The sequence below is a fragment of the Brevibacterium sp. FAM 24630 genome (assembly GCF_049804075.1).
Taxonomy (GTDB): Bacteria; Actinomycetota; Actinomycetes; order Actinomycetales; family Brevibacteriaceae; genus Brevibacterium.
The window spans coordinates 106,147-130,076 of record NZ_JBNBZD010000010.1; the positions used below are offsets into that span (position 1 = coordinate 106,147).

Consider the following 23,930-nt stretch of genomic DNA (forward strand, 5'->3'; position numbering starts at 1 on the left):
GTGGATCGACCAGACAATCCACCGAGGAGACACTTCGGAGCGCCCAAGGTCTCCGTTGTTGACCACTATTCGGCGGGGCCCTGCCCAACCTTCATCACACTCACGCGCTCACAGGTGGGGGCGCAGCAGCTCCAGCAGCGTCGGCAGTGCGGCGGCGACTCCCGGGTGCAGCTCGTAATCGTCGAGCTCGTCAAGGGGTACCCACGTCAGTTGGATGCTCTCGGGGTCGTTGATGACTGCGTCGAAGCGCCGCAGGGTCTTCGCGATCACCGTCGTATACGACCAGGTGTCGAGGTCGAGGACGTGCGTCTCGACGATCTCGATGCCGGTGCCGTCCTGGTCCGGCACTCCGGCTTCCTCCCAGGACTCGCGGATCGCGGCCTCCACCGCGGACTCCCCTATGTCCCGGGCACCGCCGGGGAATCCCCAGGTCCCGCCCTCGACCGACCACAGCGCCCGATGCTGCATGAGCACCCCGCGCTCGGGATCGACGAGCATGAGCCCGGCGGCCCCGTTGAGCCCCCAATGCTTCTTCCCGTCCGATCCGTAGGTCCACCCGTCCCCGGATCGCCGAGGCGGCCGACCGTCGGGCAGGCGCGTGGACTTCGCCGCCTGGGCGTTTCTTTCGGCGGCGCTGTTCGGGTCGTTCTCAGACGAGGACATGATCGACATCCAATGAGGAGACTGCGGCGAAGGACAGATCGCTCGGCCCGATTCCGCGAGCGACGAGCTCAGCACCGAGGGCCGCGACCATGGCTCCATTGTCGGTGCACAGTGTCAAGGGCGGCACCCGCAGGGTCACCCCAGCCTCGGCGCAGCGTTCAGCGAGCACCTCACGCAGGTGAGTGTTCGCGGCCACTCCCCCGCCGAGGACGACGTGATCGATGCCGGTGTCGGCCGCGGCCAGCAGGGTCTTGGTCACGAGCACGTCGACGACCGCGTCTTCGAAACCGGCCGCGATATCGGCCACGCGCAGATCGGTACCGAGCGTCTCTGCCTTCGTCACCTCGCGCAGGGCCGCGGTCTTCAGCCCGGAGAACGAGAAGTTATACCGACGCTCCGGATCACGAAGGTCCTGCTTCTTCGCCAGTCCGCGCGGGAACGTCACGGCTTTCCGATCGCCGGGGATTCCGGTGCCGTCGAGAAGGCCGAGGGCCGCCTTCGAGATGTTCGGGCCGCCCGGGTAGTTGAGCCCCAGCAGACGCGCGGTCTTGTCGAAGGCCTCACCTGCGGCATCGTCGATCGTGGAGCCGAGGAGTTCGATATCGGTGACGACATCTCCGATGCGCAGGATCTCCGTGTGTCCTCCGGAGACGAGGAGCGCGATCGTCGGCGTGGTCAGCCCGTCGATATCCTCGGCGACGAGGTCGACGGCGACGTGTGCGGCGAGGTGGTTGACTCCGTAGAGCGGTCTGTTCAGTGCCGCTGCGAGCCCCTTGGCCGCGCCCACACCGACCATGAGCGCACCGGACAATCCCGGCCCGGCCGTCACGGCTACGGCGTCGATTTCGGACAGCTCCACCTCGGCGATCTCACACGCCGAGGCGATGGCCGGGCCGATGGCCTGCACATGCGCCCGGGAAGCGACCTCGGGCACGACTCCACCGAAGCGGACGTGCTCGTCCATCGATGAGGACACCGTGTTCGTCAGCAGCGTGCGTCCGCGGACGATGCCGACCCCGGTCTCATCACAGGAGGATTCGATGCCGAGGACGAGGGGGTCGCTCACGATTCGCCCTCAGCACCAGCCGAATCAGCACTGGCCGAGTCCGTGCCGTCCCCGGAGTCCGCAACCTCGAGCGCGAGATCGGAATAGGCAGCGACGAGTTCGGGTTCGGTCGCCTCTGCGGCGTCGAGGCCGAGGACCCGCACGAACAGACGCAGGTGGGTGTCCCACATAGGTCCGAATTCGGCTGCCTGGGTTCGAGCAGATTCGACGTCGGCGGCGGTGTGAGTGAACACGAGCAAGGTCTCGTCACCCGAATCACCTTCGACCGGCAGCAGCCGGATACCCAGCACACCGAAGGCCTCGAGTTCGAGCAGCACATGGTCGTATTCCTCGCAGCTGAGCACCGCTCCGTCCAAATCGGCGTCCTCGAGTTCGAAGGTGATCGGACGGGACGCAGGCACGTCGGGATCGTCCCCCGCATCTGACGATTCTTCGCCGAGGCGGAACGGCGCGAACCATGTGCCTGCGGTCTCGCTGTCGGTCAGGGTGTCCCAGACGGTCCCGACATCGCGGGCCACCGGCAGCTCGATGACGAGGTCGGTTCCGTTCTCCCAGGTGACCAGGCGCGGACTGGTCGCGGTCATGCTTCCACCCAGGCTCCGTCGAGGGCGGCCTTCTCCTCATCACTCAGCTGCATCTGCGTGCCGGCCAGCAGCTCGGTGAGCTGTTCGGGCACCCGCGCCGAGGCGATGGTCGAAGGAATGAAATCGTGGCTGAGCTGCCAGGCGATGGCAGTGGCCGTCATCGTCGCGTTGTGGGTCGAGGCGACATCGTGGAGGACCTCGAGGGCGCCGAGTGCATTCTGGTCCTCAACGAATCCTGCGACTCGTTCGCCGCGGACGCTGCCTGTGGCGTCTCCACCGGTGTGCTTGCCGGTGAGGAACCCGGAAGCCAACGAGTGGAAGGGCAGTTCGGCGATCCCTTCGGAGCGCAGGTATGCCTGCTTCTGTTCGTCGACGGCAGCGCGGGAGACGAGGTTGAACCGGTCCTGGACGACGCGGTAGCAGGCCAGGGAGAACTTCGTGGAGATCTTCCTCGCCGACCGCAGCCGGTCGAGACTGAAATTCGAGGCGCCGAGGTAGCTGACCTTGCCGGAGCGGACGAGAGCGTCGAAGGTCTCGGCGACGGCGACCTGGTCGACCTCGTCGTCATCGACATGGGCGTAGTAGACATCGATGTGATCGGTGCCCAGGCGACGCAGCGAATCGTCGACGCAGTCGCGGATGTTCGCCGGATCGAGGCCCTTGTGCTTCGGGTGCATGCCGACCTTCGTCGCGATGACCATCTCATCGCGGTTGCCGCGCGACTTCATCCATTCGCCGATGATCGTCTCCGACTCTCCGCCGGAGTTGCCGTCGACCCAGGCCGAGTACGCATCGGCGGTGTCGATGAAGTTTCCGCCGGCTGCAGCGTAGGCATCGAGGACAGCGAAGCTCTGATCTCGGTCCGCTCCCCAGCCGAAGGGATTGCCGCCCAGCTGAAGTGGATGGACGGAGAGATCGGTATCTGCCAATTGCACACGTGTCATATGCTCCAGCCTACCCTCCGAGGCATACGGGACTGGGCCCGGTTCACGGTGAGATCCACCGCGAACCGAGCCCTGCTCGACCGGTTACGCACCCTCAGACGAGGTCGGAGGGATCGAGGCCGATGTGGCGGCGGATTCCCGACCGGATGCCGAACCCGGCCACGACCGCGACCGCCAGACCGGTGCCCATGACGATCCAGGCGCGCACAGGCACCTCGGACGCGGCCCGGACCTCTTCGGCCTCCTCGGCGAAGATCGTCTCATCGTCGAAGTCGCTGCCCTTGCCCGACTTCTTGTCACTGGAGCCCTTGCCTGCACCACCGGCAGAACCGCCTCCGCCTCCACCGGCTCCCGGCTGACCGCCGGCGCCCGGGGCGTTCTGTCCGGGTGCGCCGTTGCCTGCTGCCGCGTTGTAGTCCCCGGCACCCGGTGAGTAGTCTCCGAGCGAGATGGTCATCGGTTCGGCCGGCTTGTAGGGATCGCGGACGCCGTCGGAGGTGAACCAGTACGAGTACTGGCCGGTCTTGTGCTGGAAATCGACGAAGTCCTGCGGGAAGGCGCCCCAGTGGTCGGAGTTCTCTCCGGACTTCTTCGCCTGCGCCGAGGCGTTCTCGTCCGAACCGCCGACTGCGCTGCCCGAGGACCCCGACTTGCCCTTGTTGTCGTACTTCACGCCGAGGTAGTCAGGGGTGGCCGTGATGTGACCGTCGTCGAGGAGTGCGTCGATGTCGATGTTCTTGAAGTTCGCCATCGTGATCGACTCGGGCTTGAGCGTGATCCACTTCGAGGCGTCGAACATGTCGGCTCCGTAACCGCTGAGGCTGGCGACGAGCCGGCCCTTGCCATCGGCGTCGACTTCGAGCTTCGGGTCGGTCGCCGACCAGTAGGTCATGCCGCCGTAGAAGGCGACGGTGAAGCTGCCCTTCCACTGCACGGTCACACCGTCATCGGATTCGCTGACTTCGCCGTCCTTGATCGCCACCCGCGACTGCGTCCATGAGTCCTTGCGGGTAGTCGACACGGCTTCGCCCTTGGAGTCCTGGCACCGAGAGTCCCAGGAGGCCTCCTTGAACGTCGAGCCCGTCGGCTTCTCAATCGTCACGTTCCCGGACTTCGACTTGTAGAAACCGCCACCTCCGGAGGGCCAGACGCGGGCACTTCCGGAGTCCTTGGCCTTGCCGGCGGAGAGGAAGTTGCAGCCGCCGAAGAAGGCTCCACCGTTGGCCTCCTTATTCAGTGACCAGTACAGAGTAGCCGTGCCGTCGGATCCCTTATCGCCCTTGCCGTCATCGCCCGGGTCATCGGGCTGTCTCGGATTGTCATCGGGGTTCTCTGTGTGGTCTCCGTCATCGGGTTCTTCGACCGGCTGGGAGTAGCTGACCTCGAGGTCGTTCGTCTTCTTGCGCGGTTGGATGGAGGTGCTCGCTCCGGCGGTGGTGTACCAGTACGAGTCCTGACCGGTCTCGACGTTGAAGTCGATCCAGTCCTGCGGCATCGCGCCCCACCAGGATTCGTTCTCCGCGGTCTTCTCGGACTGCAGATTGCGGCCGTCGGTGTCAGTCGACACACCGAGGTAGTCGGGGGTGAATTCGAAGCCGTCGTCGGTGACGTCGACTTCGCCCTGCTGGATTTCGACGATATCGCCGTCGCGAGCATCGAGTTTCTTCCAGATGCTCAGGTCGTCCATATCGGCGCCAAAGCCCGAATAGGTTCCCGTGATCGTGCCCTTGCCGTCCTTGACCTCGAGCTTCGGGTCGGAGATGGTCCAGTAGGTCATGCCGCCGTAGTAGGCGAAGGTCCAGGAGCCCTTCCATTGGATCGAGGCGTTGTTGTTCTTCGGGTCGACTGTTCCCTCACCATTGGTGATTCTCACCGTGTCGCCGGTGTGGTTGTTCTCGGCTTCGGCGTTGACCTTGCCGTTGACCAGCTCGCCTCCGCCGGTTTCGCACCGTGATTGGAATGTCGAGTACTTCCCGTTCTCCTTGACGATGGAGACGTTTCCGTCGGTGAAGTTGCCGGCTTTGTTCGTCTTGAACAGTGTGCCCGCGTCCTTGTCCGTCCAGATCCGAGCCATACCCGTGTCCCCGGCTTCACCGGCGGCCAGGTAGTTGCACCCGCCGAAGTAGGACCCGCCCGTGGATTCGTCGTTGACCGACCAGTCGAAGACCGCATCATCGATGTCGAGGGGACCGTCCGTATCCGGCGCATCATTTCCGGGATCCGCAGTCGAGGTCTCCCCTGGCACCGAATACGGCGCGGTCACCGCTTGTGCGGGACCGGTGAGCCCGAATCCGAGCAGTGCCAGGGCCGCGATCCCGGCCGCGGTGCGTGTGAATATCCTGCCCCTGCGGGTGGATGTGTGAGTGTGCATCGTGGTTTCTCGTCCGTTCTCGTCCCGCAGGACGGTCCGTGCGCGTGTCATGAGTTCGTCGTCGGGATGGTGGTGGTCTCGGCGTCGCCCGCGGCCACCCGGGTGAGAACCCGCGTGTCCTTGTGATCCTCCGGATCGCTCTCCCCCGCCGAGGCGGTCCCGCCGTCCCCCGAAGCCGTGCCGTCGGCGACCGGTCCGGCGGAGAGGGCGCTTCCGGTGTAGAAGCTCGGCGCCGAACCGACGTCGTCGCCTCCGCTGCGGTTCCCCGAGGACTTCCGGTCCTCGTCCTCGAAGAAGGCGATGACCTGCGGCGGGAGCTTGCCGTTGCCGGGGCCGAGACTCTGATGGTTCGCGTGCGCCACGGCACGGTCGGAGCCGCGTTCGAGCTTGGCCAGCTGCAGCTTCTTCTTCCGTTGGATCGCGAGTCGGCGTTTGGCCAGCTTGTGCTGGGTCCGGATCCGTTTGCGCTCGCGCCGGTCGCGTTCCTTCTCCATCGCCGCCGGGCTGACTCCCAGCAGCAGACTCTTGGCCGCGAGGTACCCGCCGATGCCGAACCCGAGGCCGATCGCGATGATCGAACCGAGCACGAGCACTCCGGCGAGGATGGCGAAGAAGATCAGCCATGAGGTGCTCATCGGCGGTTCACTGGCCACCGGTGCCGCATTCGGGTTCTGCGCGGGGTCGACGGCCGGAGCGTCGCCCCCGCCGGAGCCCCCATCGTCCTTCTTCTCATCCTTGTTCTCGGACGACTTCCTCTCGTCATTCTCGTTCTTCTCCGCATCCTTGCCGGCGGCGGCACCGGAAGCGGCGAAGTCGACGGGGGTGAAGGATTCGTTGTTGGCGTTGTCGACGCCGTGGGCACCGATCGTGATGATCCCGCACTGGACCTCGCCGCAGTCGACCTCGGTCTCGTTCTGGGACCGGTCGTAGGTTGTGAACTTCTGGCCGGGGATCTTGATGGTTCCGCTCCAGGTGCCGTTCGCCGCGACTTCACCGCCATTGGCGGCATACGCCGTGCTTGAGCCGGGGAAGGTCACGAACAGCTGGTATCCGGCCGGTTTGGTCTCATCGTCGTACACGTAGCGGTAGTTCGACCCTGTGACTCCGCCCTTGCTCGGCCGCCATCCGCCGGAAGCGTCGTCGACCCAGCCGAAGAGGACGTAGATTCCTCCGAACCCGCCTTCGACGGATTGGAAACCCGATCCCGAAAGCCCCAGTTCGGACTCACCATCGGCCTTCGGGGTGCCGGACACGGACACCTTCGGGGCCGCCTCGGCGGGGGTGGGGTTGAGCATCGTCGCCGTCAGGCCCACGGCCACGGCCAACAGCGCGGAGATCGTGATGAGCGCGAGGATCCGCTTCACCGGTACCGAGGCGATGGTCCGGTTGAGTGCGTTGTCAAGCATGGGTCAGTCTTCCTTTCGGCCGGCACGAACGGGCACGACCAGCGGTGCTCCGGTGTTCGGGTCGGCCAAGATGGATACGGGGTAGTCGTAGACGTCGCTGATGCGGTCGGCGGTGAGCACCTCGGCGGGTGGACCGTCGGCGATGATCGATCCGTCGGAGATCATCGCGATCCGGTCCGCGTAGGCACCGGCGAGGTCGAGGTTGTGGACGATGATGACCACGGCTCCGCCGGTGGAGGCGTAGTCGCGGGCCTGCTGGAGGACGAGCTCCTGGTGGCGGATGTCCATCGGCGCGGTCGGTTCGTCGAGCAGCAGCGCCGGGGTCGCCTGCGCGAGCACCCGGGCCAGGGCCACGCGGGCCTTCTCACCTCCGGACAGGGAGGTGAACTTCCGGGCCGCGAACTGCACGGTCTCGGTCCGCGACATCGATCCGGCGACGATGAGGTCGTCGTGCTGGGATTCGCGCATGCCCGCCCACGGGGAGCGGCCCATCTCGACGACCTCGAGGACGGTGAACGGGAACGCCATTCCGATGTCCTGGAGGAGGACCGCCCGGCGCATCGCCAGTTCGCGGGTCGACCAGGAGTACTCCACCTCGTCGTCGATGAACACCTTCCCGGCTTCGAGTTCGACGTCGGCGGTGATGACGTTGACGAGCGTCGATTTGCCGGCACCGTTGGGGCCGACGATGGCGAGCACCTCCCCGCACCGGATGTCGAGGTCGATGCCGTCGAGAATAGTGCGTTCGCCGAAGCTGACCTCGGCTCCGCGCACGGAGATGATGGGTTTGCCGGCGACGGGGAAGTCCGGGCGGCGGACGGCTGATCTGCCTACGGTGATGATGCTCATGCCCAACCTCCGGATTCCTTGCGGCTGCGTCTGATGAGGTAGAAGAAGAACGGTCCGCCGACCAGCGAGGTGAGCATGCCGATCGGCAGATCGGCGAACTCGACGAGGGTGCGGGCGGCGAGGTCGGCGATCGAGAGCAGCACGGCACCGCCGAGCACGCTGGCCGGCAGCAGCAGCCGGTGGCCGGGGCCGATGATCATGCGGATGATGTGCGGGACGACGAGGCCGACGAAGGCGATGATCCCGCAGAATGCGACGGCCGCGGACACGAGCAGGGCGACGACGGCCATAACGATGATGCGCAGCCGTTCGACGTTGATGCCGACGTGGCGGGCGCTCTTCTCCCCGAGTGAGAGGATGTCGAGTCCCGGTGCCAGGGTCTGGGCGATGATGATCCCGAACACGATGAGCGGGAGGATGAGCCCGACCTGCGACCACAGGCTTCCGTTGAAGCTGCCCATCTGCCAGAACACGATCTGCTCCCTCGCCGAGGTGGGGGCGGCGAAGGTGATGTACGCGATCGCGGCCCCGGCGATCGCATTGACCGCGACACCCGTGAGCACGAGCGTGATCACCTCCGTGCGTCCGCCTGACCGGGAGACCGTGTAGACGATGAAGGTCGTGATCAGGCCGCTGACGAAGGCGAAGGTCGGGGTGGTGAACGCGCCGAGGAAGGACCAGCCGAAGAGGATCGAGGCGCTGGCCCCGACCGCGGCTCCGGAAGAGACTCCGACGACTCCGGGTTCGGCCAGTGGGTTGCCGAAGACACCCTGCATCATCGCCCCGGCCACGGCGAGCGCGGCACCGACGAGGACGGTCATGACGACGCGGGGGAAGCGCACCTGCCACAGGGCCTCCTCACCGAAGTCATGGCTGGGTCCCGGCAGCCAGTCGAGTCCGACCTTGTTCAGAAGCGAACCGACGACTTCGAGCGGTGGGATGAAGAGCTGACCGATCGCAGCTGAGAGCACGCAGGCGGCGATGAGGGCGATGATGAGGATGAGGAACAGGGTTCCTGCCCGCGCGGTGCGCTGACCGCGGATGCGTCCGAGGTCGAGGCCGTCGCCCTTTCCTGCGGGATTGAGACGGCTCGTCGGTTCAGCGCGGTTTCCTGCTGCGGAGTCGGCAGAGCTGTCACCACCCTCGCCGAGGCGGTCGCGGCGGGAGCGACGCAGTGAGCGGTCCCGTATCTCGGTGGACTCACTCATGCCTCATCCTCTTCCAGTTCCTCATTGATCTCTTTCAGACGCTTTTCGATGGACTTCGGCGGATGGTCAGGGTGGTAGGCGAGCTCGGGGGCGTAGATCGCGGTGCCGAGTGCCGCGAGCACCTGTGCCGAACGCGGGCCGAAGCTCATCACCTCGTAGTCGCTCATGTCGACGAGCCGACGGTTCTTGCCCGCCGGCGTCTGTTTGATGCCGGGCAGTTCGAGGGCCTTGTCGATGCCTCCGACCGAGGCCAGTCCCAGGGTCATGACGATGATGACGTCCGGTGCTGCCTTGATGAGGGCCTCTGAGTTCGTCGGTGACATGCCTTCGAATCCGACTTCGGCGGCGACGTCGCGGGCGGAGACGGACTGGATGAGCGAATCTGCTCCGGAGCCGACCCCGAACCAGTAGTAGATATTGCCTCGCAGGTAGAGGAAGACCGTCCGCGGGCGGTCGGCAGGATCCTCGGGAGCAAGCTTCGCGACTGCCTTCTGCGTGTCGTTGATCTCACGGACGGTGCGTTCGGCGAGTTTGTCACCGAGCTCGGGCACACCGAGCGCCTCGGCGACCTCTCGGACCTGAGGACCGGCCGAGCGCACGCCCTCGGAGTAGGACGAGGAGATGAAGATGACGGGGATGCCGGCGTTGCGCAGCTGCAGCTGTGCATCATAGGGGCCGATCGTCGTATCCGTGAGGATGACGTCGGGCGAGAGCGCGAGCACCGCCTCGGCGTTGATCTCGTGCCCGCCCTGGGTGATCAGCGGCAGCTGCTCGGCGCCGGGCACGAGCTGGGAGAAGTCGGTGGCGATGTCGCGGCCGACGAGGTTGCAGCCGAGGCCGAGGCCGACCACGGCGGCGGCGATCCCGCCGTTCTGGTTCATCGCCAGGATCCGGTCGGTCTTCTTCACCGTCTGCGCAGGACCATCGTTGCTCTTCACCGTCACCGGCAGATTCGCTTCGTGTGCGGCGGTGTCGGAGACCGGCGGGATCTCTCCGGCCTGGGTGTAGGCGGTCGTCTGCCCCGTGATCGCCGTCGGGTCCGGCAGCGCCGAACGGTCGACTTCGGGAACGTCGGGCATGTCCGGCGTCGATCGGGCGGGAGGCTGCTGACAGCCGCCCTCACTTTGGGCGTTGATCGATCCGATGTTGTGGATTCCGTTGTTCCATAACAGGATCGCCAGCACCAATCCCCCGGCGAACCAGGCGGTCCGGCGGAACGATCGGCGGCGCACAGTCCTGCGCAAAGACCACTTCTGCATGAGTTACTCGAACATTCCTGAAAGTCATTTAGTTAAGGCAAGGCTATACATTCATAAGTGAGGCTTACCTTGGCTTTTTAGGTTATGTCTGTGTAGTCTATATACCGTTCAGCGAATCCACAACTTCGGCTGATGATGAATCCAGGATCTTTTCGGATGCCTGGCGGCACGCGGTCTTCGCCGTGTACGACGTTGAAAATGAGGAGAATCTATGACGCACAAGAGTGCGCGCGCACGGGCCGGGAAGGCTCGGCGCTTCACTTCGCCGCTGGCGGCGGGGGCGGCGATCGCGGCCGCCACCGGCCTGCTGGGAATGGGCATGAGCGCCCCGGCGTTCGGCGCAGTCGACAAGACCGTCGACGACGCCGTGTTCAATTGGTCGGTCAACGACGAATCCACCGGCGGCGCCTACTTCGGTGGGTGCAACTTCCTCATCGCCGGTGAGGCCGGAGACACGGGCATGGCCCGGATCTGGACAGCCGACGATGCCGGAACCATCTACCCGGTCGACGATGACGGCAACTTCACCGACGGGAACACCTCGATCGTGAAGACGAACGGCAAGGCGTCGAACTTCGCCGACCGCTGCACCGATGGTGACGGAAACTCGGTCAACGGCAAGGTCAACGCCGAAGCAGAGAACAACCACACCGGTGACCACATCGAGATCGCGAACGGCACGGGTACTGTCGACCCCGACAAGGACAGCGCTTCGATCCAGTGGGAGGGCTCCTGGTCCTTCGCCTACTACGGCGGCATGACCTACTGGACGATCTCGGATCCGAAGCTCGAGGTCAAGGACGGCAAGGGCACGATCACGGGAACCTATTCGGGCTTTGGCGCCGATATGGACGACCTGAGCATCTGGAAGAAACTCGATGCTCGCGACGGCGATATCGTCGAAATCCAGCAGGGCGAAGTCGACGTCACCGACGACGGCTTCGAATTCACCCCCGACTACCTCGGCGTGGAGACCGACACCGACGGCCGCAACCTGCAGTCCGAGAAGACCGCGGAGAACGAGTCCTGGTGGGGTGCGATGCCACAGGACTGGATCGACTTCAACGTCGAGACCGGTCAGGACTCGTACTGGTACACCACCGCCGGAGCGAGCACGTCGATCCAGCCGCGGAAGAAGACCAACCCGCTGACGGTCGAATACACCGCGCAGGCCCCGGCGCCGAAGGTTTCGACCTCACATTCGGTGAAGTCGGCCAGCGCCGATGACGGTCTCACCGTCAACGTCACGGGCGACGGCTACGACAACCTCCCCGAGGCCAGCACCGGCAAGCCTTCGGCGGGTGCCTACGCGGCGATCGTCGACCGTGACCTGGCGAGCAAGGACGTCACGGCCGGCAACACGACCGCCGTGCAGTACGTGATGCCTCCGCAGATCAAGGACGGCACAATCGACGTCGACGTGAACGCGAAGGCGACCGACCTCGACGAGTCCAAGGACTACGACGTGCTCACCTGGGTCGCCCATGGCCTGCCCACCGGTGACGCCGAGCTCTACCGCGAACCCATCGACCTGACCGATGAGCAGAAGAACGCCTTGTTCCCCGGTGAGGATGATGAGGATGACGCCGCAGCCGACGGTGCCGAGGCCGGTGACGACGGCGCTGCCGACGGTGCCGAAGGCGACAACGACGGTGCAGAAGGCACCGACGAAGGCGCCGCCGACGCAGCCGAAGGTGAAGCCGATGGCGCCGAAGGCACTGACGATGGTGCAGCCGACGCTGCTGAAGGCGAGGCAGACGACAATGCCGCCGAAGGTGACACCGACGGTGCCGAGTCCGACGATGAGGGTGCTGCTGACGCCGCCGAGGGCGATGACAACGGCGCTGCCGATGCTGCTGAAGGCGACAACGACGGTGCAGAAGGCGCCGCTGATGCTGCGGAAGGCAACGATGACGGCGCAGCCGATGCAGCCGAAGGTGATGCCGACGGTTCCGATTCGGATGCCGGTGGCGCTGCCGACGGAGATGATTCCGATGGCGGCTCCGATGGAGACGAGGATAAGCCTGCCAAGCCTGTCGTCAAGGACCAGACCGTCGGCAAGGACCGACTCGTCAAGGGCACGACCACCCCGAACGCCGAGGTGAACCTCGCGTGGACCCCTGTGGTCGACAAGGACGCCGGAAGCCAAGTCAAGGCATTCGCCGCGACTGTCCCGGCCGAGGACAACGTCACGGTGACCGCCGATGGTGAAGGCAACTTCTCCGCCAAGGCGCCGAGCGCCAAGGGCACTTACGCCTACTCGGCCATCACCACAGTCGACGGTGTGCCCTCCGACCCCGCCGAGTTCACCGTCACTGTGAACGAGGACGAGGCCGCCGATGACGACGCCGGCAGCGCAGGCGACTCGGACGGCGGATCAGCAGACGGAGCCGGAGACAACGCTGCGACCGATGGCGCCGAGGCCGGTTCCGACAGTGGTTCGAGCGCGTCTGAAGGTGCGGCCGACGGTGCCGAGGCCGACGCTTCCGGCTCCGACGACAGTGCCGGTTCGGGATCCGCAGGTTCGGGTTCGGCGGGATCGTCTACCGGAGGATCCGCTTCCGGCGGCTCCGACGGGTCGAACCTGCCGCGCACCGGTGCCGATCTGATGACTCTGCCGATCGCGCTCGGTCTGATCATCCTCGGCGCAGGTTCTGTTCTGTTCTCGCGGATGCGCAAGCGCTAAACTGGCCATAGACAAGTAATGTAGTGAGCCAGCGAGTCCGTCCCGGTTCGAAACTTGAGTTCCGAACCGGGACGGACTCACCCCTAAGACCCGCTATCGCGAACCGTCATTCGGATCGACGATCTCTCAAGGAGGAAACATCATGTCTGAACCGTTCTCCGCTCGCCTCAAGGCCAGCACCGCCACCATCCACGACGAGGTCGAACACACCACTTTCATGGTCGACCTCATGGAAGGACGGCTCGACTCTCGGGCCTACGCTCTCCTGCTCAAGCAGTACGAGGTCATCTATCCCGTGCTCGAGTCCAAGTCGCGGGAGTTCGCCGACGATCCGGTCTTCGCGCCCTTCCACGACGCCGGCCTCTTCCGCTCCGAGCGCATCGCAGCCGACCTCTCCGCCCTCGACGGTGCGGAACTGCCTGTGATGCCCAGCGCTGCCGCCTATGCCGCGCACCTTGCCGGACTCGAACGAGCCGACCAAGTCATCGCCCACCACTACACGCGCTACCTCGGGGATCTCTCCGGCGGCCAGGCGATCGGCGCCCTCATGGGCCGTCACTACAGCCTGCCCGCGACCTCACTGACGATGTGGGACTTCGCGGCACTCGGCAAGACGAAGCCGTACAAAGATGCCTACCGCCGCCTCCTCGACGAAGTGGCGTCGACCGGCGGCGACGAGCAGATCGTCATCGACGAGACCATGGAGGCCTTCCGCCTCAACGGTGACCTCCTCGTCGACCTCACCGACGCCACCGAACAGCGCGCGGTTCCGGTCGCCTAGTCACCGATCCGCAGACGCATGAGCACGGCCGCGGCGCCCGGATAGTAATCCGGGCGCCGTCCCCATTCCACGAATCCGAAGGACGCGTACATCGCCAGCGCCGAGGTGTTGCGTTCGTCGACTTCGAGGTGGACGACCTCGGCGCCGCGGTCCTTCGCCCAGTCGATCCCCGCGTCGAGCAGGACTCGACCGATGCCCTGCCCGCGGGCCGCCTCGGTGGTGGCGATGGTCATGACATCGGCTTCCGCACCGGATGCGGACATGACGACCCAGCCGGCCAGCTCCCCCGCCGAGTTGGTGTTGCCCTGCGTCGCGGTCGAACCGTCGAAGGTCCCGTTCTCCCCCGCCGAGGCGGTCCTGGCGGCGAACATGATCGTGCCGTTCTGTGCCTTGACCGACCAGTAGTAGCCGAGAGTCCACGCGGTGGGCCCGAAGATCGCCGCATCGTGGTCGGCCACCTCGGCGAGGTCCCACCAGGGCAGCTCGGCGATGGTCACGGAGGTCATCTCAGTGAGCTCTCGCGCACCGGGGTCGCCTTCGCATCGGGTTCGCGCAGGTATTCCGGGATCGGTTCGCTCAGTTCTCGACCCGCGGCGAGTTCACGTGCTGCGGCGAGGGCGAGGTATTCGGCACGGGGGTCGGTGATGGACTCAGTGGTCGTGGCTCCGAGGGTGTCGGGGTAGAGGAGGAACCCGCGGCCGAGCTTCTCGCCGATCAGGGCCGTTGCTGCGGTCGCCGACTCGACGGATGCGGCCTCGTTCCCTGCCTGCTCGGTTCCGAACGGGTCGAACCGACAACCGTTGGCGGCGAGGACCGAGGCGACCTCGAGCGGTTTCGCTACGAATGGTCCGGCGCTCAACGAAGCATCGGCGGAGTCATAGACGCTGAAGTAGACCTCCTTGCGGCGGGCGTCCGAGGCGATGAGGACGGGGCCCGGGCCGGTCGAGCCGGCTGCCGAGGCACTCTCCGAGCCGGGTTCGGGCGAGCCCCCCGCCGAGCTGCGAACGAACTCTTCGGCGATCGCGGTCTGGGACAGCAGGCCCTTGACCGGGATTCCGCGGGCCTGGCCGACGGCGATGCCGGCGGCGATGCCCACTCGCAGTCCCGTGAAGGGACCGGGCCCGATGCCGACGACGACGAGTTCGGGCTGGGCCTCCGCGGCGAGCACGTCGGCGAGCGCGGGACCGATGAATTCGACGTGTCGACGCTGGTCGTCGGCCTGCTCGGCGGCGATGACCGAACCGGTGTCCGTGTCGACGAGGGCCACGGAGGCCGACTGCGAGGTGTCGATGCCCAGAATGATCATGATTCGTCTCCCTCATTCGCTGAGCCCTCGCCGGGCAGGTCCGCGGAGGCCGGGTTTTCGACGCTCACGTTCGCAGCTGCCGAGATATCAGCCTGGATTCGGGGCATGCGCGCGGCCCAGGCATCCCCGCAGCCGGTGAGGTCGACGGTGCGCCGTTCGTCCTCAGACTCGTCTGCGCCGTCGACCCCGATCAGTTCCTCGTCGTCGGACTCGTCCCACACCGGGGCGATGGTGATGTCTAGATGGTCGCTGCTGAGCTGCTCGGCCATGCCGGCGCCCCATTCGACGACCGTGATCGACTCATCCAACTCGGAGTCGAGGTCGAGGTCTTCGAGCTCCTCCCCGTCGGCCAACCGGTACGCGTCGACATGGACGAGCGCAGGGCCGCCGCTGCGCGACGGGTGAACGCGCGCGATGATGAACGTCGGCGAGGTGATCCGCCCGGCCACGTCGAGAGCCGTCCCCAGAGATTGGGTGAACGTCGTCTTCCCCGCACCGAGGTTGCCTGTGAGAATGAGCAGGTCGCCGGCTCGCAGATGATCGGCCAAGGCGGCGGCGAAAGTGCGCATCTGCTCCAAGGATTCGAGATGGAACCTCATCGTCCGTCTCCTTTCCGTACTGTGCGGTCGACACGTGCGCTGAGCTGGGTGACGATCTCGTAGTTGATCGTATTCGCCCAGGTCCCCCACTCGGCCGCGCTCGGACCGTCTGGCCCGAAGATGACGACCTCGTCGCCGATGGCCACCTCGTCGTTTCCAGCGCCGATGTCGATGATCATCTGATCCATGGCGATCCGCCCCACGACGGGGTAGCGACGACCGCGGATGGCCACCTCGGCCCGGTTCGATGCCGACCGCGGCAGGCCGTCCCCGTACCCACCGGGCACGAGCGCGAACCGGGTGTCGGTCGCAGCGGTGAACGTCAGTCCATAGGAGGCGCCGTGACCAGCGGGAATGTCCTTGAGATTGATGACGGCGGAGACTAGCCGCATGACCGGTCGCAGCCCGAGGACCGTCGGATCCCCGTCCTCGAGTGGGGACAGTCCGTAGAGCGCGAGCCCCACCCTGGCCGAGGTGCCCGGACACGGTCCCAGGGTGAGCGCGCCCGGCGAGTTCGCGATATGGACGTCCAGGTCATCCGATTCGCCGAGGCAGCCGTCCGCGGCGTCGAGCACTGCCCGCAGCTGCCCGTGGGCGGAGGAGAAGACCGCGCTCTGCGCTGCGGTCTCGGGGCGTTCGGGTTCATCGGCGACAGCGAAGTGGCTCATGATTCCGACGATGCAGATATCGGTCGTGGCACCGGGGCCGCGGGTGGGGTCGGTGTCGTCGGTGACAGCGCTGCGGCTGTCTTCGGCGTGGCGGCGCAGCCAGTCGAAGGCGCGGACGACTGCTTCCGGTGACAGGCCGTTGCGGCCGAGGCCGGTGTCGATCTTCAGATGGGCTCGGGCCGTGGCGCCGGTGCGGCGGGCCGCCTTCGTCAGTCGGTCGAGGGATTCGACTGTCGACACGCCCAGTTGGATGTCGGCGCGCACCGCCTCGTCGAGGTCGGTGGTGGGTCCGTAGAGCCATGCGATGATCTCGGGCTCGGGGCCGAGCAGGCTGCGCAGGTGAAGGGCCTCGGGGATCGTGGCCACACAGAACTCACGCCATCCGGCCGTGAAGAGGACGGGAGCGATGAGGTCGACGCCGTGGCCGTAGGCGTTGGCTTTGACGACGCATTTGAGGCGGGCGGGTGCGAGGCGATCGGCAAGGACAGCGGCATTGTCCCGCAGGGCCGCCTCGTCGATCTCGGCCCGTACAAGAGCCTCGGGGATGTCGAAAGATGTCACTGGATAAGACTACCGCCGACACCTGCCGCCGAGCAGTATCGGGACGGTCTGCCGGAGCCGGATGGGGTCGATCTCGCAGAGGCGGCGCACCGACGAAATCTTCAATGTGAGAATGCACCGTCCCCGGTCAGCACCTTCGCTACGCTGTTTCCCCGCGACCGTCGGCGCTTCCGGTGACGGCGTCGCGGTTGCAGCCGACGAGGCGTTCGGCGAAGAAGAGTTCGCAGAACCGTTCGATGAAGAAGGAGACATCATGCACACCACATCAGGTCGCACCATCGCGATCGTGATCGCAACCGTCATGTTCGCGGCGGTCCTCACGGTGACCGGACAGACCGGCCCCGCTGAGGCGGCCGCGAAGCACTGCACCGGCGTCGAGGCGAACGAATCGGTCACGGCGGCGAAAGCCATCGAGGTCAAGCAGCGGTCGACGATCACCGCCGATATCTACCTGTGCAGTAAATCCGGCGACCGGTACGTTCGCGACAGCGGTCCCTACAAGGCGCGGCTCGGCTCTGACGGAACGACGTCGAGCAAGAGCGAAGGCGACGGGAAGACTCCGAAGGGAGTGTTCTGGATGCGCGACGGATTCGGCACCTCGGCGAACCCGGGCCTGCAGAAGGCCTGGACGAAGGTCACCCGTGATCATGTGTGGGTCGACGGCGACGCGACGAAGGCCGAGGGCTACAACACGATGCAGCTGAAGTCGGAAGGATACGAGGGCGAATCGCTCTACCAGCCGAAGCCGTATAAGTATGCCCAGGTCATCGGCTACAACGAGGCCCGCACTCCAGGCAAGGGGTCGGCGATCTTCCTGCACGCGAACACGGAGTCGATGAAGACCGCCGGCTGCGTATCGATGTACGAGTCCAGCCTCGTCAAGGCGATGAAGTGGGAGGGATCGACGGAGACGCAGATCCTCATCCACTGAGACGGAGGCCCACGGTTCAGTCGGTGCCGTGGATGAGTTCCTCGACCACCTCGGTGAGGGCATCGGCGAACCCGGAGGCGGTGACGGCCCGCCCTCCGGCGGCGTTGTGCACGAGCACGCCGAGACCGGCCAGCCGCGCCCATTCGCGGTTCGGGACGGGCAGGTCATCGCCGTCGTAGCGGTGCCGTGCCGATGCGGTCGCGGTCAGCGTGCCGAGGATCCCGGCCAGTACGTCGCCGGACCCGGCGGTGGCGAGGCTCGCCGGACCCGGCTCGGGCAGGACGACCAGACCGTCGGGAGCGGCGATGACGGTGTGGTGGCCCTTGAGGAGCACGATCGTTCCGGTCAGCTGCGCGGCCTGCCGGGCCCACCCGACCGGGTCCTGTCCGATGCGGCCGGCTGTGATGATTTCGCCGAGGAGTCGGCTGAGCAGTCGGGCCAGCTCGCCGGCGTGCGGGGTGATGATGATCGGCCGCTCGGCCATCCAGGTGCCGACCATCGCCTCGGCTCGCCCGATCATCTCGAGTCCGCCGGCGTCGATGACCACGGGAATGTGTGATTCGCCGAGGGCGTCGACCGCGGCCTGGACGAATTCGGTTTCGGGGTCGCCGGGCCCGAAGACGAAGGCGTTGACCCGTCCGGAGGAGCTGACCACCTCGGGATGGAGGCCGAGGACGTACTCGGCGACGAGCGGGGAGCCGAGATAGCGGACCATACCTGACCCAGTGCTCACCGCCGAGGTGGTCGTGAGCACGCCCGCACCCGGATAGTCTTCGGAACCGGCAAGGACCCCGACGACGCCGCGGGAGTATTTGTGGCCGCTCTCCTGCGGCCGGGGGAAGTCCGATCTGAGGTCACCTGAGTCGAGCAGCTCGGCGACAGCGAGATCTGTATCGAGTCCCAGGCCGATGTCGATGACGTCGATCCTGCCGGTGAACTCGTGCACGCGCGGGTCGATGAGTTCGGCTTTCAATCCGCCGAAGGTCACGGTGCGGTCGGCATGCAGGCGGGTCTCGGCGTCGTCGGGATCCGGGTCGAGATCGGAGGGCACATCGACGGCGATGAGGCTCCCGGTGCGGTGCGGGGCCCAAACGGCGATGAGTTTCGCGATGTGGTCGGGCAGTCCGCGCCTGCCGCCGGTGCCGAGGATGCCGTCGAGGACGAGATCGGCGCGGGAGAGTTCGCGGTACGCGTCCGCGCGGGCAGACTCGGCGGAAGTGGGGCCAGCCGCCTCGGCGGAGGTGGAAGCGGCGCTGGTGGGAGCGGCGCTGGTGGGAGCGGCGCTGGTGGGAGCGGCGCTCGCCTCGGCCGTCGTAAACGCGATGACCTGTGCTCCGGCACGGCGTGCGGCGGTCAGCCCCTCGTCGTGAGTGCGGTCGAAGAGTGTGATGGCGGTGACGGCGGCACCGCGCCTGCTCAGAGTCGATGCGGCGAAGAGCGCATCCCCGGCGTTGTTGCCCGGACCGGCCAGCACGCACACCCTGGTTCCGGCGACCTGACCGAGGTGGGTGGTGAGCGTGTCGATGCCGATGTTCGCCAGCGCCCGGGCCGCACGGGCCATGAGCGGGACGCCGGCCTCGAGCAGAGGCACCTCGGCTTCCCGGATGATCTCGCTCGGGTAGGCGAACACGCTCATCGACTGCTCCTCTTCATGACACGGCTGCTGATTCGACGTCGCCCTGCATAGGACCTGTCCCTGCACCGTATGCCGTTTCCACTTTCCAGACCAGACTGCCGGGTCAGTTTTCGGCCAGCTGTGCCAGCCGGCGACCGGCCAAGTGGGCGAGGAACAGTGCCTGGTCGGCCAGGCCGTCATCGCTGTGGCGAGCGCGCGGTGAATGGTTGGCCTCTCGTTCGTCGACCGGCAGGTTCGGCAGCGCGACACCGAAGTGCCCATAGGCGCCGGGCACGGCGTCGAGGACGCGGGAGAAGTCCTCGGAGCCGGGCAGCGGGTTGGCCTTGCGCACGGTCCGCTCCTCACCGAAGAGTTCGGTGAAGGTAGAGAGGAAGAATTCGGCTTCGGCGTCATTGTTGATCGTCGGGGGAAGGATCTGTTCGTATTCCACCTCGGCGGACAGCCCGTGGGCGGCGACGAGGTCACGGACGAGGTTGGGCAGCTCTGCCTCGGCGCGGGAGGTCACGGTTTCGGAGAACGTGCGGACGCTGACGACGAGAGTCGCGAAGTCGGGGACGACGTTCGGGGCGGTGCCGCCGTTGAACTGGCCGACGGTGACGACGAGGGGAGCGAAGATGTCGAAGCGGCGGGTGACGTACTCCTGCAGCTGGCCGACGAGCATCGCTCCGACCTGGATGGGGTCCTTGCCGGTGGCCGGGCGGGAGGCGTGGGTGCCTTTGCCGTGGACGGTGATCGTCATCTTCGAGAACGCCGCCATATAGGACCCAGGGCGGGAGCTGGCGACTCCGAGGTCGGCGTCGGCAGAGACGTGGATGCCGAAGGCGGCTTTGACGCGGGGTCCGGCGGCGTCGAGGACGCCTTCGTCGATCATCTTCCCGGCCCCGTCGAAGCCCTCCTCGCCGGGTTGGAACATGAACACGACGTCACCGGGCAGGGATTCGCGGTCGCGGTGGAGGAGTTTGAGTGCACCGACGAGCCCGGCCGTGTGCAGGTCGTGACCGCAGGCGTGCATCCTCCCCGAGGTGGCTGCGAAGTCGAATCCGGTCGCCTCGTTCACGGGCAGCCCGTCCATATCCCCGCGCAGCAGCACGGCGGGCACGCCCCCGGTCGAGTCGGTCTTCCGGGCGCCGCCGCGGAGTACGACGATGATCGAGGACAGATTCTCTCCCGTGCTCACCTCGATGTCGAGGCCTTCGATGGCCTCGAGGACGAGCTTCTGCGTGACCGGCAGGTCGAGTCCGACCTCGACGTTCTCATGGAGTGCGCGGCGGAGGGTGACGAGGCCGGGCGCGATGTCCGCGGCGTCCTCGGCGGTGGGCAGGTGGATGGGGGCGGCCGCCTCGGTGGGAGCCGGGATCGGGTGGGTGGCGGCGTCGGCGGTGGTGGTGGCAGTGGCGGCGTTGTTGGGAAGTGAGCTCATGTCCCGAGTCTATTGCCCTCGCACAGATCGCGGTTCCTCGCCCTCCACCGCGATCACGTTAGGCTTGTGGCGATGAGGCAACGATGGAGCAGTCCCTCGCCACCTGCTGGCTCACCACCCAGCGGGCACCGTCGCTATGACTCCATCAGATCGTGGTTCGACGCTCATCCGTTCGTCATCAACTCGATCATCGTGTTGGTCGTCTTCGTCTACAACCTCCCGATTCAGTTCTCATCGGTGCCCGAGGACATGTGGCCCGGTCTCGGCTTGCTCTTCTCCGTCGGACTCTGCGCTCCCTACCTTCTGAGGCACAGGCGCCCGCTGACGGTGTTCGTCACCATCAGCCTCGTCGCCGCGGTTCATCTCGCAATCGGCGTCGAGATGATGATCGCCGATGTCATGGTCCTCTTCGCCCTCTGCGCCTTGTCTTCGCGATTCCGCTGGCACATCTCCGTTCCCGCGACGACTGCCGTCATCATCATCCTCATCTTCGCCACATCCGCCCCGGTCAACGCCGGGTACATGTCGGTCGGAGACGTTGGCGTGCTCATCGCCATCACCGTGTGGACTAGCACGTGGGGTGCCCTGGTGAGAGTCCGACGCGACCATGAGCACACCCTTCGTGAACGCGCCGAGCAGCTCGAACGCGAAGCACAGGTCCAGCAGCAGATCGTTGCCGCGCAGGAACGAGAGCGCATCGCCCGCGAACTACATGATGTCGTCTCGCACAGCCTCAGCGTCGTCTCCGTCTTGGCCGATGGAGCCGCGGCGTCCGTCGATTCCCAGCCCGCCAAGGCGAAGACCGCCATGGAGGACGTCCGGGACACGGGACGCAGCGCCCTCCGGGAGATGCGCACCATGCTCGGAGTGCTTCGCACCGATGATTCCGCCGATGCGGCTCCCCAACCCGGCATCGACCAGCTGAGACAGTTGGTCGCGGAGTCGCAGACAGCAGGGTTTCCGGCCACACTCGATCATCGAGGCGAACGTTCTCCCCTGCCTGAGGGCCTGAGCCTGGCTGTGTACCGCATTGTCCAGGAGGCGCTGACCAATGTGCGCAAGCACGCCGGCACTCAGCTGACCGAGGTGCACGTCCGAGTCGATCAGACCAGCGACCAGGTCGCCATCCGCATCACCGATAACGGGAACTCAACATCGGCGAACCACGAACGTCAGAAGAACGGACACGGCCTCGTGGGCATGAGGGAAAGAGTCAGCGCCTACGATGGCACTCTGCACGCGGGATTCCGAAGACACCACGGTTTCGAAGTCCACGCCGTACTGCCGATCGGAGGTCGTCGGTCATGACCATTCGCATCCTGCTCGTCGATGATCAGGAAATGATCCGCAGAGGCTTCGAGATGGTTCTGGGCGGCCAACCGGATCTCACCATCGCCGGATCAGCTGAGAACGGCGCCGAGGCTTACGAGCTGGCGCAGAAAGAGGATTTCGACGTCGTCGTCATGGATGTGCGCATGCCATCGATGAACGGGGTCGTGGCCACCGAACTCATCTGCGGACTCGACGCCCCTCCCAAAGTCCTCATACTCACGACATTCGACCTCGACGAGTACGTCTACGATGCACTCCATGCTGGTGCCAGTGGCTTCCTCCTCAAAGACGCGAGCACTGAGGAACTTGTCTCCGCCATCAGACACGTCCACGCCGGGACGCCGTCGTGGCTCCCAGCACGACGCGCCGACTGCTCGAACGCTTCACAACCGCGGACGAAGACAAGACGATCGACGAGGGAAACGACGCTGCGCTCTCGGAACTGACCTCCCGAGAGAAGGACGTCGTCCGCCTCGTCGCCCAGGGACTGTCCAATGGTGAGATCGCCGAGGAGCTCGTCCTGGCACCGGGCACAGTTAAAGTCCACGTCAGCAACATCCTCACGAAGCTCGACGCCAGAGACCGGGTGCAGATCGTCATCGCCGCCTTCAACTCCGGCTTGGTGCGTGCTGCGACGTACTGAAAGTCTCCGCCACTGACGGCAGCGGTTCGGCTCCCTATGCCGTGAGACATAGGGGCAGAATATGTCTCCCGGGCGATGTGCTGCTGCGCCCGTCTTCGCGACGGTTGAGTCATGAGCAATGTGATCGAAACAGCGCACCTGACCAAACGCTACGGATCCCGTACCGTCGTCGACGACCTCAGCCTCCGCGTACCGCACGGCTGCGTCTACGGCTTCCTCGGACCCAACGGCTCCGGCAAGTCGACGACGATGAAGATGCTGCTTTCGCTCATCCGCCCGACACACGGGGACGTGCTGATCATGGGACAGCCGATGACCCGTACCTCGCGGCGTCGTCTGCTGGCCCACGTCGGATCGCTCATCGAGGCCCCTCCGGGATACGGGCACCTCACGGGTCGGGAGAACATGCGGATCATGCAGCGCCTCCTGGACCTGCCGCAGCGACAGATCGATTGGGCTGTCGACACCGTCCGCCTTCGCAGCCAGATGGGAAAGCGCGTCCGCAACTTCTCCCTGGGAATGAAGCAGCGCCTGGGCATCGCACTCGCATTGGCCAGACAGCCGCAGCTGCTAATCCTCGATGAGCCGACAAACGGCCTCGACCCGGCCGGCATCGAGGAGATCCGCGAACTGCTGAGGAACCTCGCCGCCTCCGGGGTGACGGTCATGGTCTCCAGCCATCTTCTCGGAGAGATCGACAAGACGGCGACCACGCTCGGAATCCTGTCGGAGGGACGTCTGCTCTTCCAAGGAACCCGGTCCCAGCTCATGGCCGCCTCGAGGCCGGACGTCATCATCGAAACGTCCGATCCCCGCTTTGCGCAGTCGATGCTGCGGCAGTCTCTGGATTGCCGCACCGACGGCAGGGCGACACGAATCGCTCAAGCCGATGATGCTGCGACGGCTCGCGCAGTCTCGACTCTCGTCCACGCCGGCGTCGACGTCTTCGAGGTGCGCCGCGATGACCAGACACTCGAAGACGTCTTCATCGATCTGACGAAGGCTGGTGGGCTGTGA

At 65.9% G+C, this 23,930-nt stretch carries 20 protein-coding genes and 1 pseudogene; 6 read left to right on the top strand and 15 right to left on the bottom strand.

Features of this window, described 5'->3' with window-relative positions; genetic code table 11:
• Positions 1 to 108: 108 nt before the first annotated feature.
• The 9 genes from ACPUD7_RS09730 to ACPUD7_RS09770 form a co-directional block, all read right to left on the bottom strand.
• Complete coding sequence (locus ACPUD7_RS09730) at positions 109 to 663, bottom strand: NUDIX domain-containing protein (RefSeq protein WP_168216744.1); 555 nt, start codon at positions 661 to 663, stop codon at positions 109 to 111.
• The gene (gene tsaD, locus ACPUD7_RS09735; protein WP_135810104.1) at positions 650 to 1,729 is read right to left on the bottom strand and encodes a tRNA (adenosine(37)-N6)-threonylcarbamoyltransferase complex transferase subunit TsaD; all 1,080 of its coding nucleotides are present in this window, start codon (positions 1,727 to 1,729) and stop codon (positions 650 to 652) included. The genes ACPUD7_RS09730 and tsaD overlap by 14 nt, the downstream gene beginning before the upstream one ends.
• Positions 1,726 to 2,313, bottom strand: coding sequence for a hypothetical protein (locus ACPUD7_RS09740; RefSeq protein WP_135810105.1), 588 nt, complete (start codon positions 2,311 to 2,313; stop codon positions 1,726 to 1,728). Before ACPUD7_RS09740 ends, tsaD begins: the two co-directional genes overlap by 4 nt.
• Positions 2,310 to 3,257, bottom strand: a complete 948-nt coding sequence (locus ACPUD7_RS09745) for an aldo/keto reductase (RefSeq protein ID WP_168216745.1) — start codon at positions 3,255 to 3,257, stop codon at positions 2,310 to 2,312. Before ACPUD7_RS09745 ends, ACPUD7_RS09740 begins: the two co-directional genes overlap by 4 nt.
• 94 nt (positions 3,258 to 3,351) lie before the next feature.
• Positions 3,352 to 5,628, bottom strand: a complete 2,277-nt coding sequence (locus ACPUD7_RS09750) for a hypothetical protein (RefSeq protein ID WP_425119775.1) — start codon at positions 5,626 to 5,628, stop codon at positions 3,352 to 3,354.
• Positions 5,629 to 5,675: 47 nt separating this feature from the next.
• Positions 5,676 to 7,034, bottom strand: coding sequence for a hypothetical protein (locus ACPUD7_RS09755; protein WP_168216747.1), 1,359 nt, complete (start codon positions 7,032 to 7,034; stop codon positions 5,676 to 5,678).
• A gap of 3 nt (positions 7,035 to 7,037) precedes the next feature.
• A complete protein-coding gene (locus ACPUD7_RS09760; protein ID WP_101638844.1) occupies positions 7,038 to 7,883 on the bottom strand; it encodes a heme ABC transporter ATP-binding protein in 846 nt (281 codons plus the stop codon).
• Positions 7,880 to 9,091 carry a FecCD family ABC transporter permease gene (locus ACPUD7_RS09765; protein ID WP_101638843.1) on the bottom strand — a complete coding sequence of 404 codons (1,212 nt, stop codon included), beginning with the start codon at positions 9,089 to 9,091 and terminating at the stop codon, positions 7,880 to 7,882. The genes ACPUD7_RS09760 and ACPUD7_RS09765 overlap by 4 nt, the downstream gene beginning before the upstream one ends.
• Complete coding sequence (locus ACPUD7_RS09770) at positions 9,088 to 10,335, bottom strand: heme/hemin ABC transporter substrate-binding protein (RefSeq protein WP_240688756.1); 1,248 nt, start codon at positions 10,333 to 10,335, stop codon at positions 9,088 to 9,090. The genes ACPUD7_RS09765 and ACPUD7_RS09770 overlap by 4 nt, the downstream gene beginning before the upstream one ends.
• Positions 10,336 to 10,561: 226 nt before the next feature.
• Here ACPUD7_RS09770 and ACPUD7_RS09775 point away from each other — a divergent pair, with 226 nt between their 5' ends.
• Both ACPUD7_RS09775 and ACPUD7_RS09780 read left to right on the top strand, forming a co-directional pair.
• The gene (locus tag ACPUD7_RS09775) at positions 10,562 to 13,036 is read left to right on the top strand and encodes an LPXTG cell wall anchor domain-containing protein (protein ID WP_101639127.1); all 2,475 of its coding nucleotides are present in this window, start codon (positions 10,562 to 10,564) and stop codon (positions 13,034 to 13,036) included.
• Between the two features lie 142 nt (positions 13,037 to 13,178).
• Positions 13,179 to 13,817 carry a heme oxygenase (biliverdin-producing) gene (locus ACPUD7_RS09780; RefSeq protein WP_101639126.1) on the top strand — a complete coding sequence of 213 codons (639 nt, stop codon included), beginning with the start codon at positions 13,179 to 13,181 and terminating at the stop codon, positions 13,815 to 13,817.
• On the opposite strand, the gene ACPUD7_RS09785 is transcribed toward ACPUD7_RS09780, so the two are convergent.
• From ACPUD7_RS09785 to ACPUD7_RS09800, 4 genes are read right to left on the bottom strand one after another with little or no spacing between them, the layout of a single operon-like run.
• Positions 13,814 to 14,323, bottom strand: coding sequence for a GNAT family N-acetyltransferase (locus ACPUD7_RS09785; protein ID WP_101639125.1), 510 nt, complete (start codon positions 14,321 to 14,323; stop codon positions 13,814 to 13,816). The two genes, ACPUD7_RS09780 and ACPUD7_RS09785, sit on opposite strands and share 4 nt — an antisense overlap.
• The gene (tsaB, locus tag ACPUD7_RS09790; protein WP_101639124.1) at positions 14,320 to 15,123 is read right to left on the bottom strand and encodes a tRNA (adenosine(37)-N6)-threonylcarbamoyltransferase complex dimerization subunit type 1 TsaB; all 804 of its coding nucleotides are present in this window, start codon (positions 15,121 to 15,123) and stop codon (positions 14,320 to 14,322) included. Before tsaB ends, ACPUD7_RS09785 begins: the two co-directional genes overlap by 4 nt.
• Complete coding sequence (tsaE, locus tag ACPUD7_RS09795; protein WP_135540223.1) at positions 15,120 to 15,722, bottom strand: tRNA (adenosine(37)-N6)-threonylcarbamoyltransferase complex ATPase subunit type 1 TsaE; 603 nt, start codon at positions 15,720 to 15,722, stop codon at positions 15,120 to 15,122. The genes tsaB and tsaE overlap by 4 nt, the downstream gene beginning before the upstream one ends.
• The gene (locus ACPUD7_RS09800) at positions 15,719 to 16,951 is read right to left on the bottom strand and encodes an alanine racemase (protein ID WP_101639122.1); all 1,233 of its coding nucleotides are present in this window, start codon (positions 16,949 to 16,951) and stop codon (positions 15,719 to 15,721) included. The genes tsaE and ACPUD7_RS09800 overlap by 4 nt, the downstream gene beginning before the upstream one ends.
• A gap of 253 nt (positions 16,952 to 17,204) precedes the next feature.
• Here ACPUD7_RS09800 and ACPUD7_RS09805 point away from each other — a divergent pair, with 253 nt between their 5' ends.
• A complete protein-coding gene (locus tag ACPUD7_RS09805; RefSeq protein WP_135540225.1) occupies positions 17,205 to 17,882 on the top strand; it encodes a hypothetical protein in 678 nt (225 codons plus the stop codon).
• Positions 17,883 to 17,898: 16 nt separating this feature from the next.
• On the opposite strand, the gene ACPUD7_RS09810 is transcribed toward ACPUD7_RS09805, so the two are convergent.
• Positions 17,899 to 19,518 (bottom strand): NAD(P)H-hydrate dehydratase, encoded by a 1,620-nt coding sequence (locus tag ACPUD7_RS09810; RefSeq protein WP_135540227.1) that lies wholly within the window; start codon positions 19,516 to 19,518, stop codon positions 17,899 to 17,901.
• A gap of 103 nt (positions 19,519 to 19,621) precedes the next feature.
• Positions 19,622 to 20,938: a M20 metallopeptidase family protein gene (locus tag ACPUD7_RS09815; protein ID WP_425119776.1), complete on the bottom strand. Its 1,317-nt coding sequence runs from the start codon at positions 20,936 to 20,938 to the stop codon at positions 19,622 to 19,624.
• Between the two features lie 72 nt (positions 20,939 to 21,010).
• On the opposite strand from ACPUD7_RS09815, the gene ACPUD7_RS09820 reads away from it, so the two are divergent.
• From ACPUD7_RS09820 to ACPUD7_RS09830, 3 genes and pseudogenes are all read left to right on the top strand, one after another.
• The gene (locus tag ACPUD7_RS09820; protein WP_101639118.1) at positions 21,011 to 22,246 is read left to right on the top strand and encodes a sensor histidine kinase; all 1,236 of its coding nucleotides are present in this window, start codon (positions 21,011 to 21,013) and stop codon (positions 22,244 to 22,246) included.
• Positions 22,243 to 22,913, top strand: a pseudogene (locus ACPUD7_RS09825) (response regulator). The gene ACPUD7_RS09820 and the pseudogene ACPUD7_RS09825 overlap by 4 nt, the downstream one beginning before the upstream one ends.
• Before the next feature lie 111 nt (positions 22,914 to 23,024).
• Positions 23,025 to 23,930 carry an ABC transporter ATP-binding protein gene (locus tag ACPUD7_RS09830; protein WP_101639117.1) on the top strand — a complete coding sequence of 302 codons (906 nt, stop codon included), beginning with the start codon at positions 23,025 to 23,027 and terminating at the stop codon, positions 23,928 to 23,930.

Bases quoted from the DNA above. Each gene is read 5' to 3' on its own strand.
- ACPUD7_RS09730 (WP_168216744.1), bottom strand. From the start codon at position 663: ATGTCCTCGTCTGAGAACGACCCGAACAGCGCCGCCGAAAGAAACGCC.
- ACPUD7_RS09740 (WP_135810105.1), bottom strand. From the start codon at position 2,313: ATGACCGCGACCAGTCCGCGCCTGGTCACCTGGGAGAACGGAACCGAC.
- ACPUD7_RS09745 (WP_168216745.1), bottom strand. From the start codon at position 3,257: ATGACACGTGTGCAATTGGCAGATACCGATCTCTCCGTCCATCCACTT.
- ACPUD7_RS09750 (WP_425119775.1), bottom strand. From the start codon at position 5,628: ATGCACACTCACACATCCACCCGCAGGGGCAGGATATTCACACGCACC.
- ACPUD7_RS09755 (WP_168216747.1), bottom strand. From the start codon at position 7,034: ATGCTTGACAACGCACTCAACCGGACCATCGCCTCGGTACCGGTGAAG.
- ACPUD7_RS09760 (WP_101638844.1), bottom strand. From the start codon at position 7,883: ATGAGCATCATCACCGTAGGCAGATCAGCCGTCCGCCGCCCGGACTTC.
- ACPUD7_RS09765 (WP_101638843.1), bottom strand. From the start codon at position 9,091: ATGAGTGAGTCCACCGAGATACGGGACCGCTCACTGCGTCGCTCCCGC.
- ACPUD7_RS09775 (WP_101639127.1), top strand. From the start codon at position 10,562: ATGACGCACAAGAGTGCGCGCGCACGGGCCGGGAAGGCTCGGCGCTTC.
- ACPUD7_RS09780 (WP_101639126.1), top strand. From the start codon at position 13,179: ATGTCTGAACCGTTCTCCGCTCGCCTCAAGGCCAGCACCGCCACCATC.
- ACPUD7_RS09785 (WP_101639125.1), bottom strand. From the start codon at position 14,323: ATGACCTCCGTGACCATCGCCGAGCTGCCCTGGTGGGACCTCGCCGAG.
- tsaB (WP_101639124.1), bottom strand. From the start codon at position 15,123: ATGATCATTCTGGGCATCGACACCTCGCAGTCGGCCTCCGTGGCCCTC.
- tsaE (WP_135540223.1), bottom strand. From the start codon at position 15,722: ATGAGGTTCCATCTCGAATCCTTGGAGCAGATGCGCACTTTCGCCGCC.
- ACPUD7_RS09805 (WP_135540225.1), top strand. From the start codon at position 17,205: ATGCACACCACATCAGGTCGCACCATCGCGATCGTGATCGCAACCGTC.
- ACPUD7_RS09810 (WP_135540227.1), bottom strand. From the start codon at position 19,518: ATGAGCGTGTTCGCCTACCCGAGCGAGATCATCCGGGAAGCCGAGGTG.
- ACPUD7_RS09815 (WP_425119776.1), bottom strand. From the start codon at position 20,938: ATGAGCTCACTTCCCAACAACGCCGCCACTGCCACCACCACCGCCGAC.
- ACPUD7_RS09820 (WP_101639118.1), top strand. From the start codon at position 21,011: ATGAGGCAACGATGGAGCAGTCCCTCGCCACCTGCTGGCTCACCACCC.
- ACPUD7_RS09830 (WP_101639117.1), top strand. From the start codon at position 23,025: ATGAGCAATGTGATCGAAACAGCGCACCTGACCAAACGCTACGGATCC.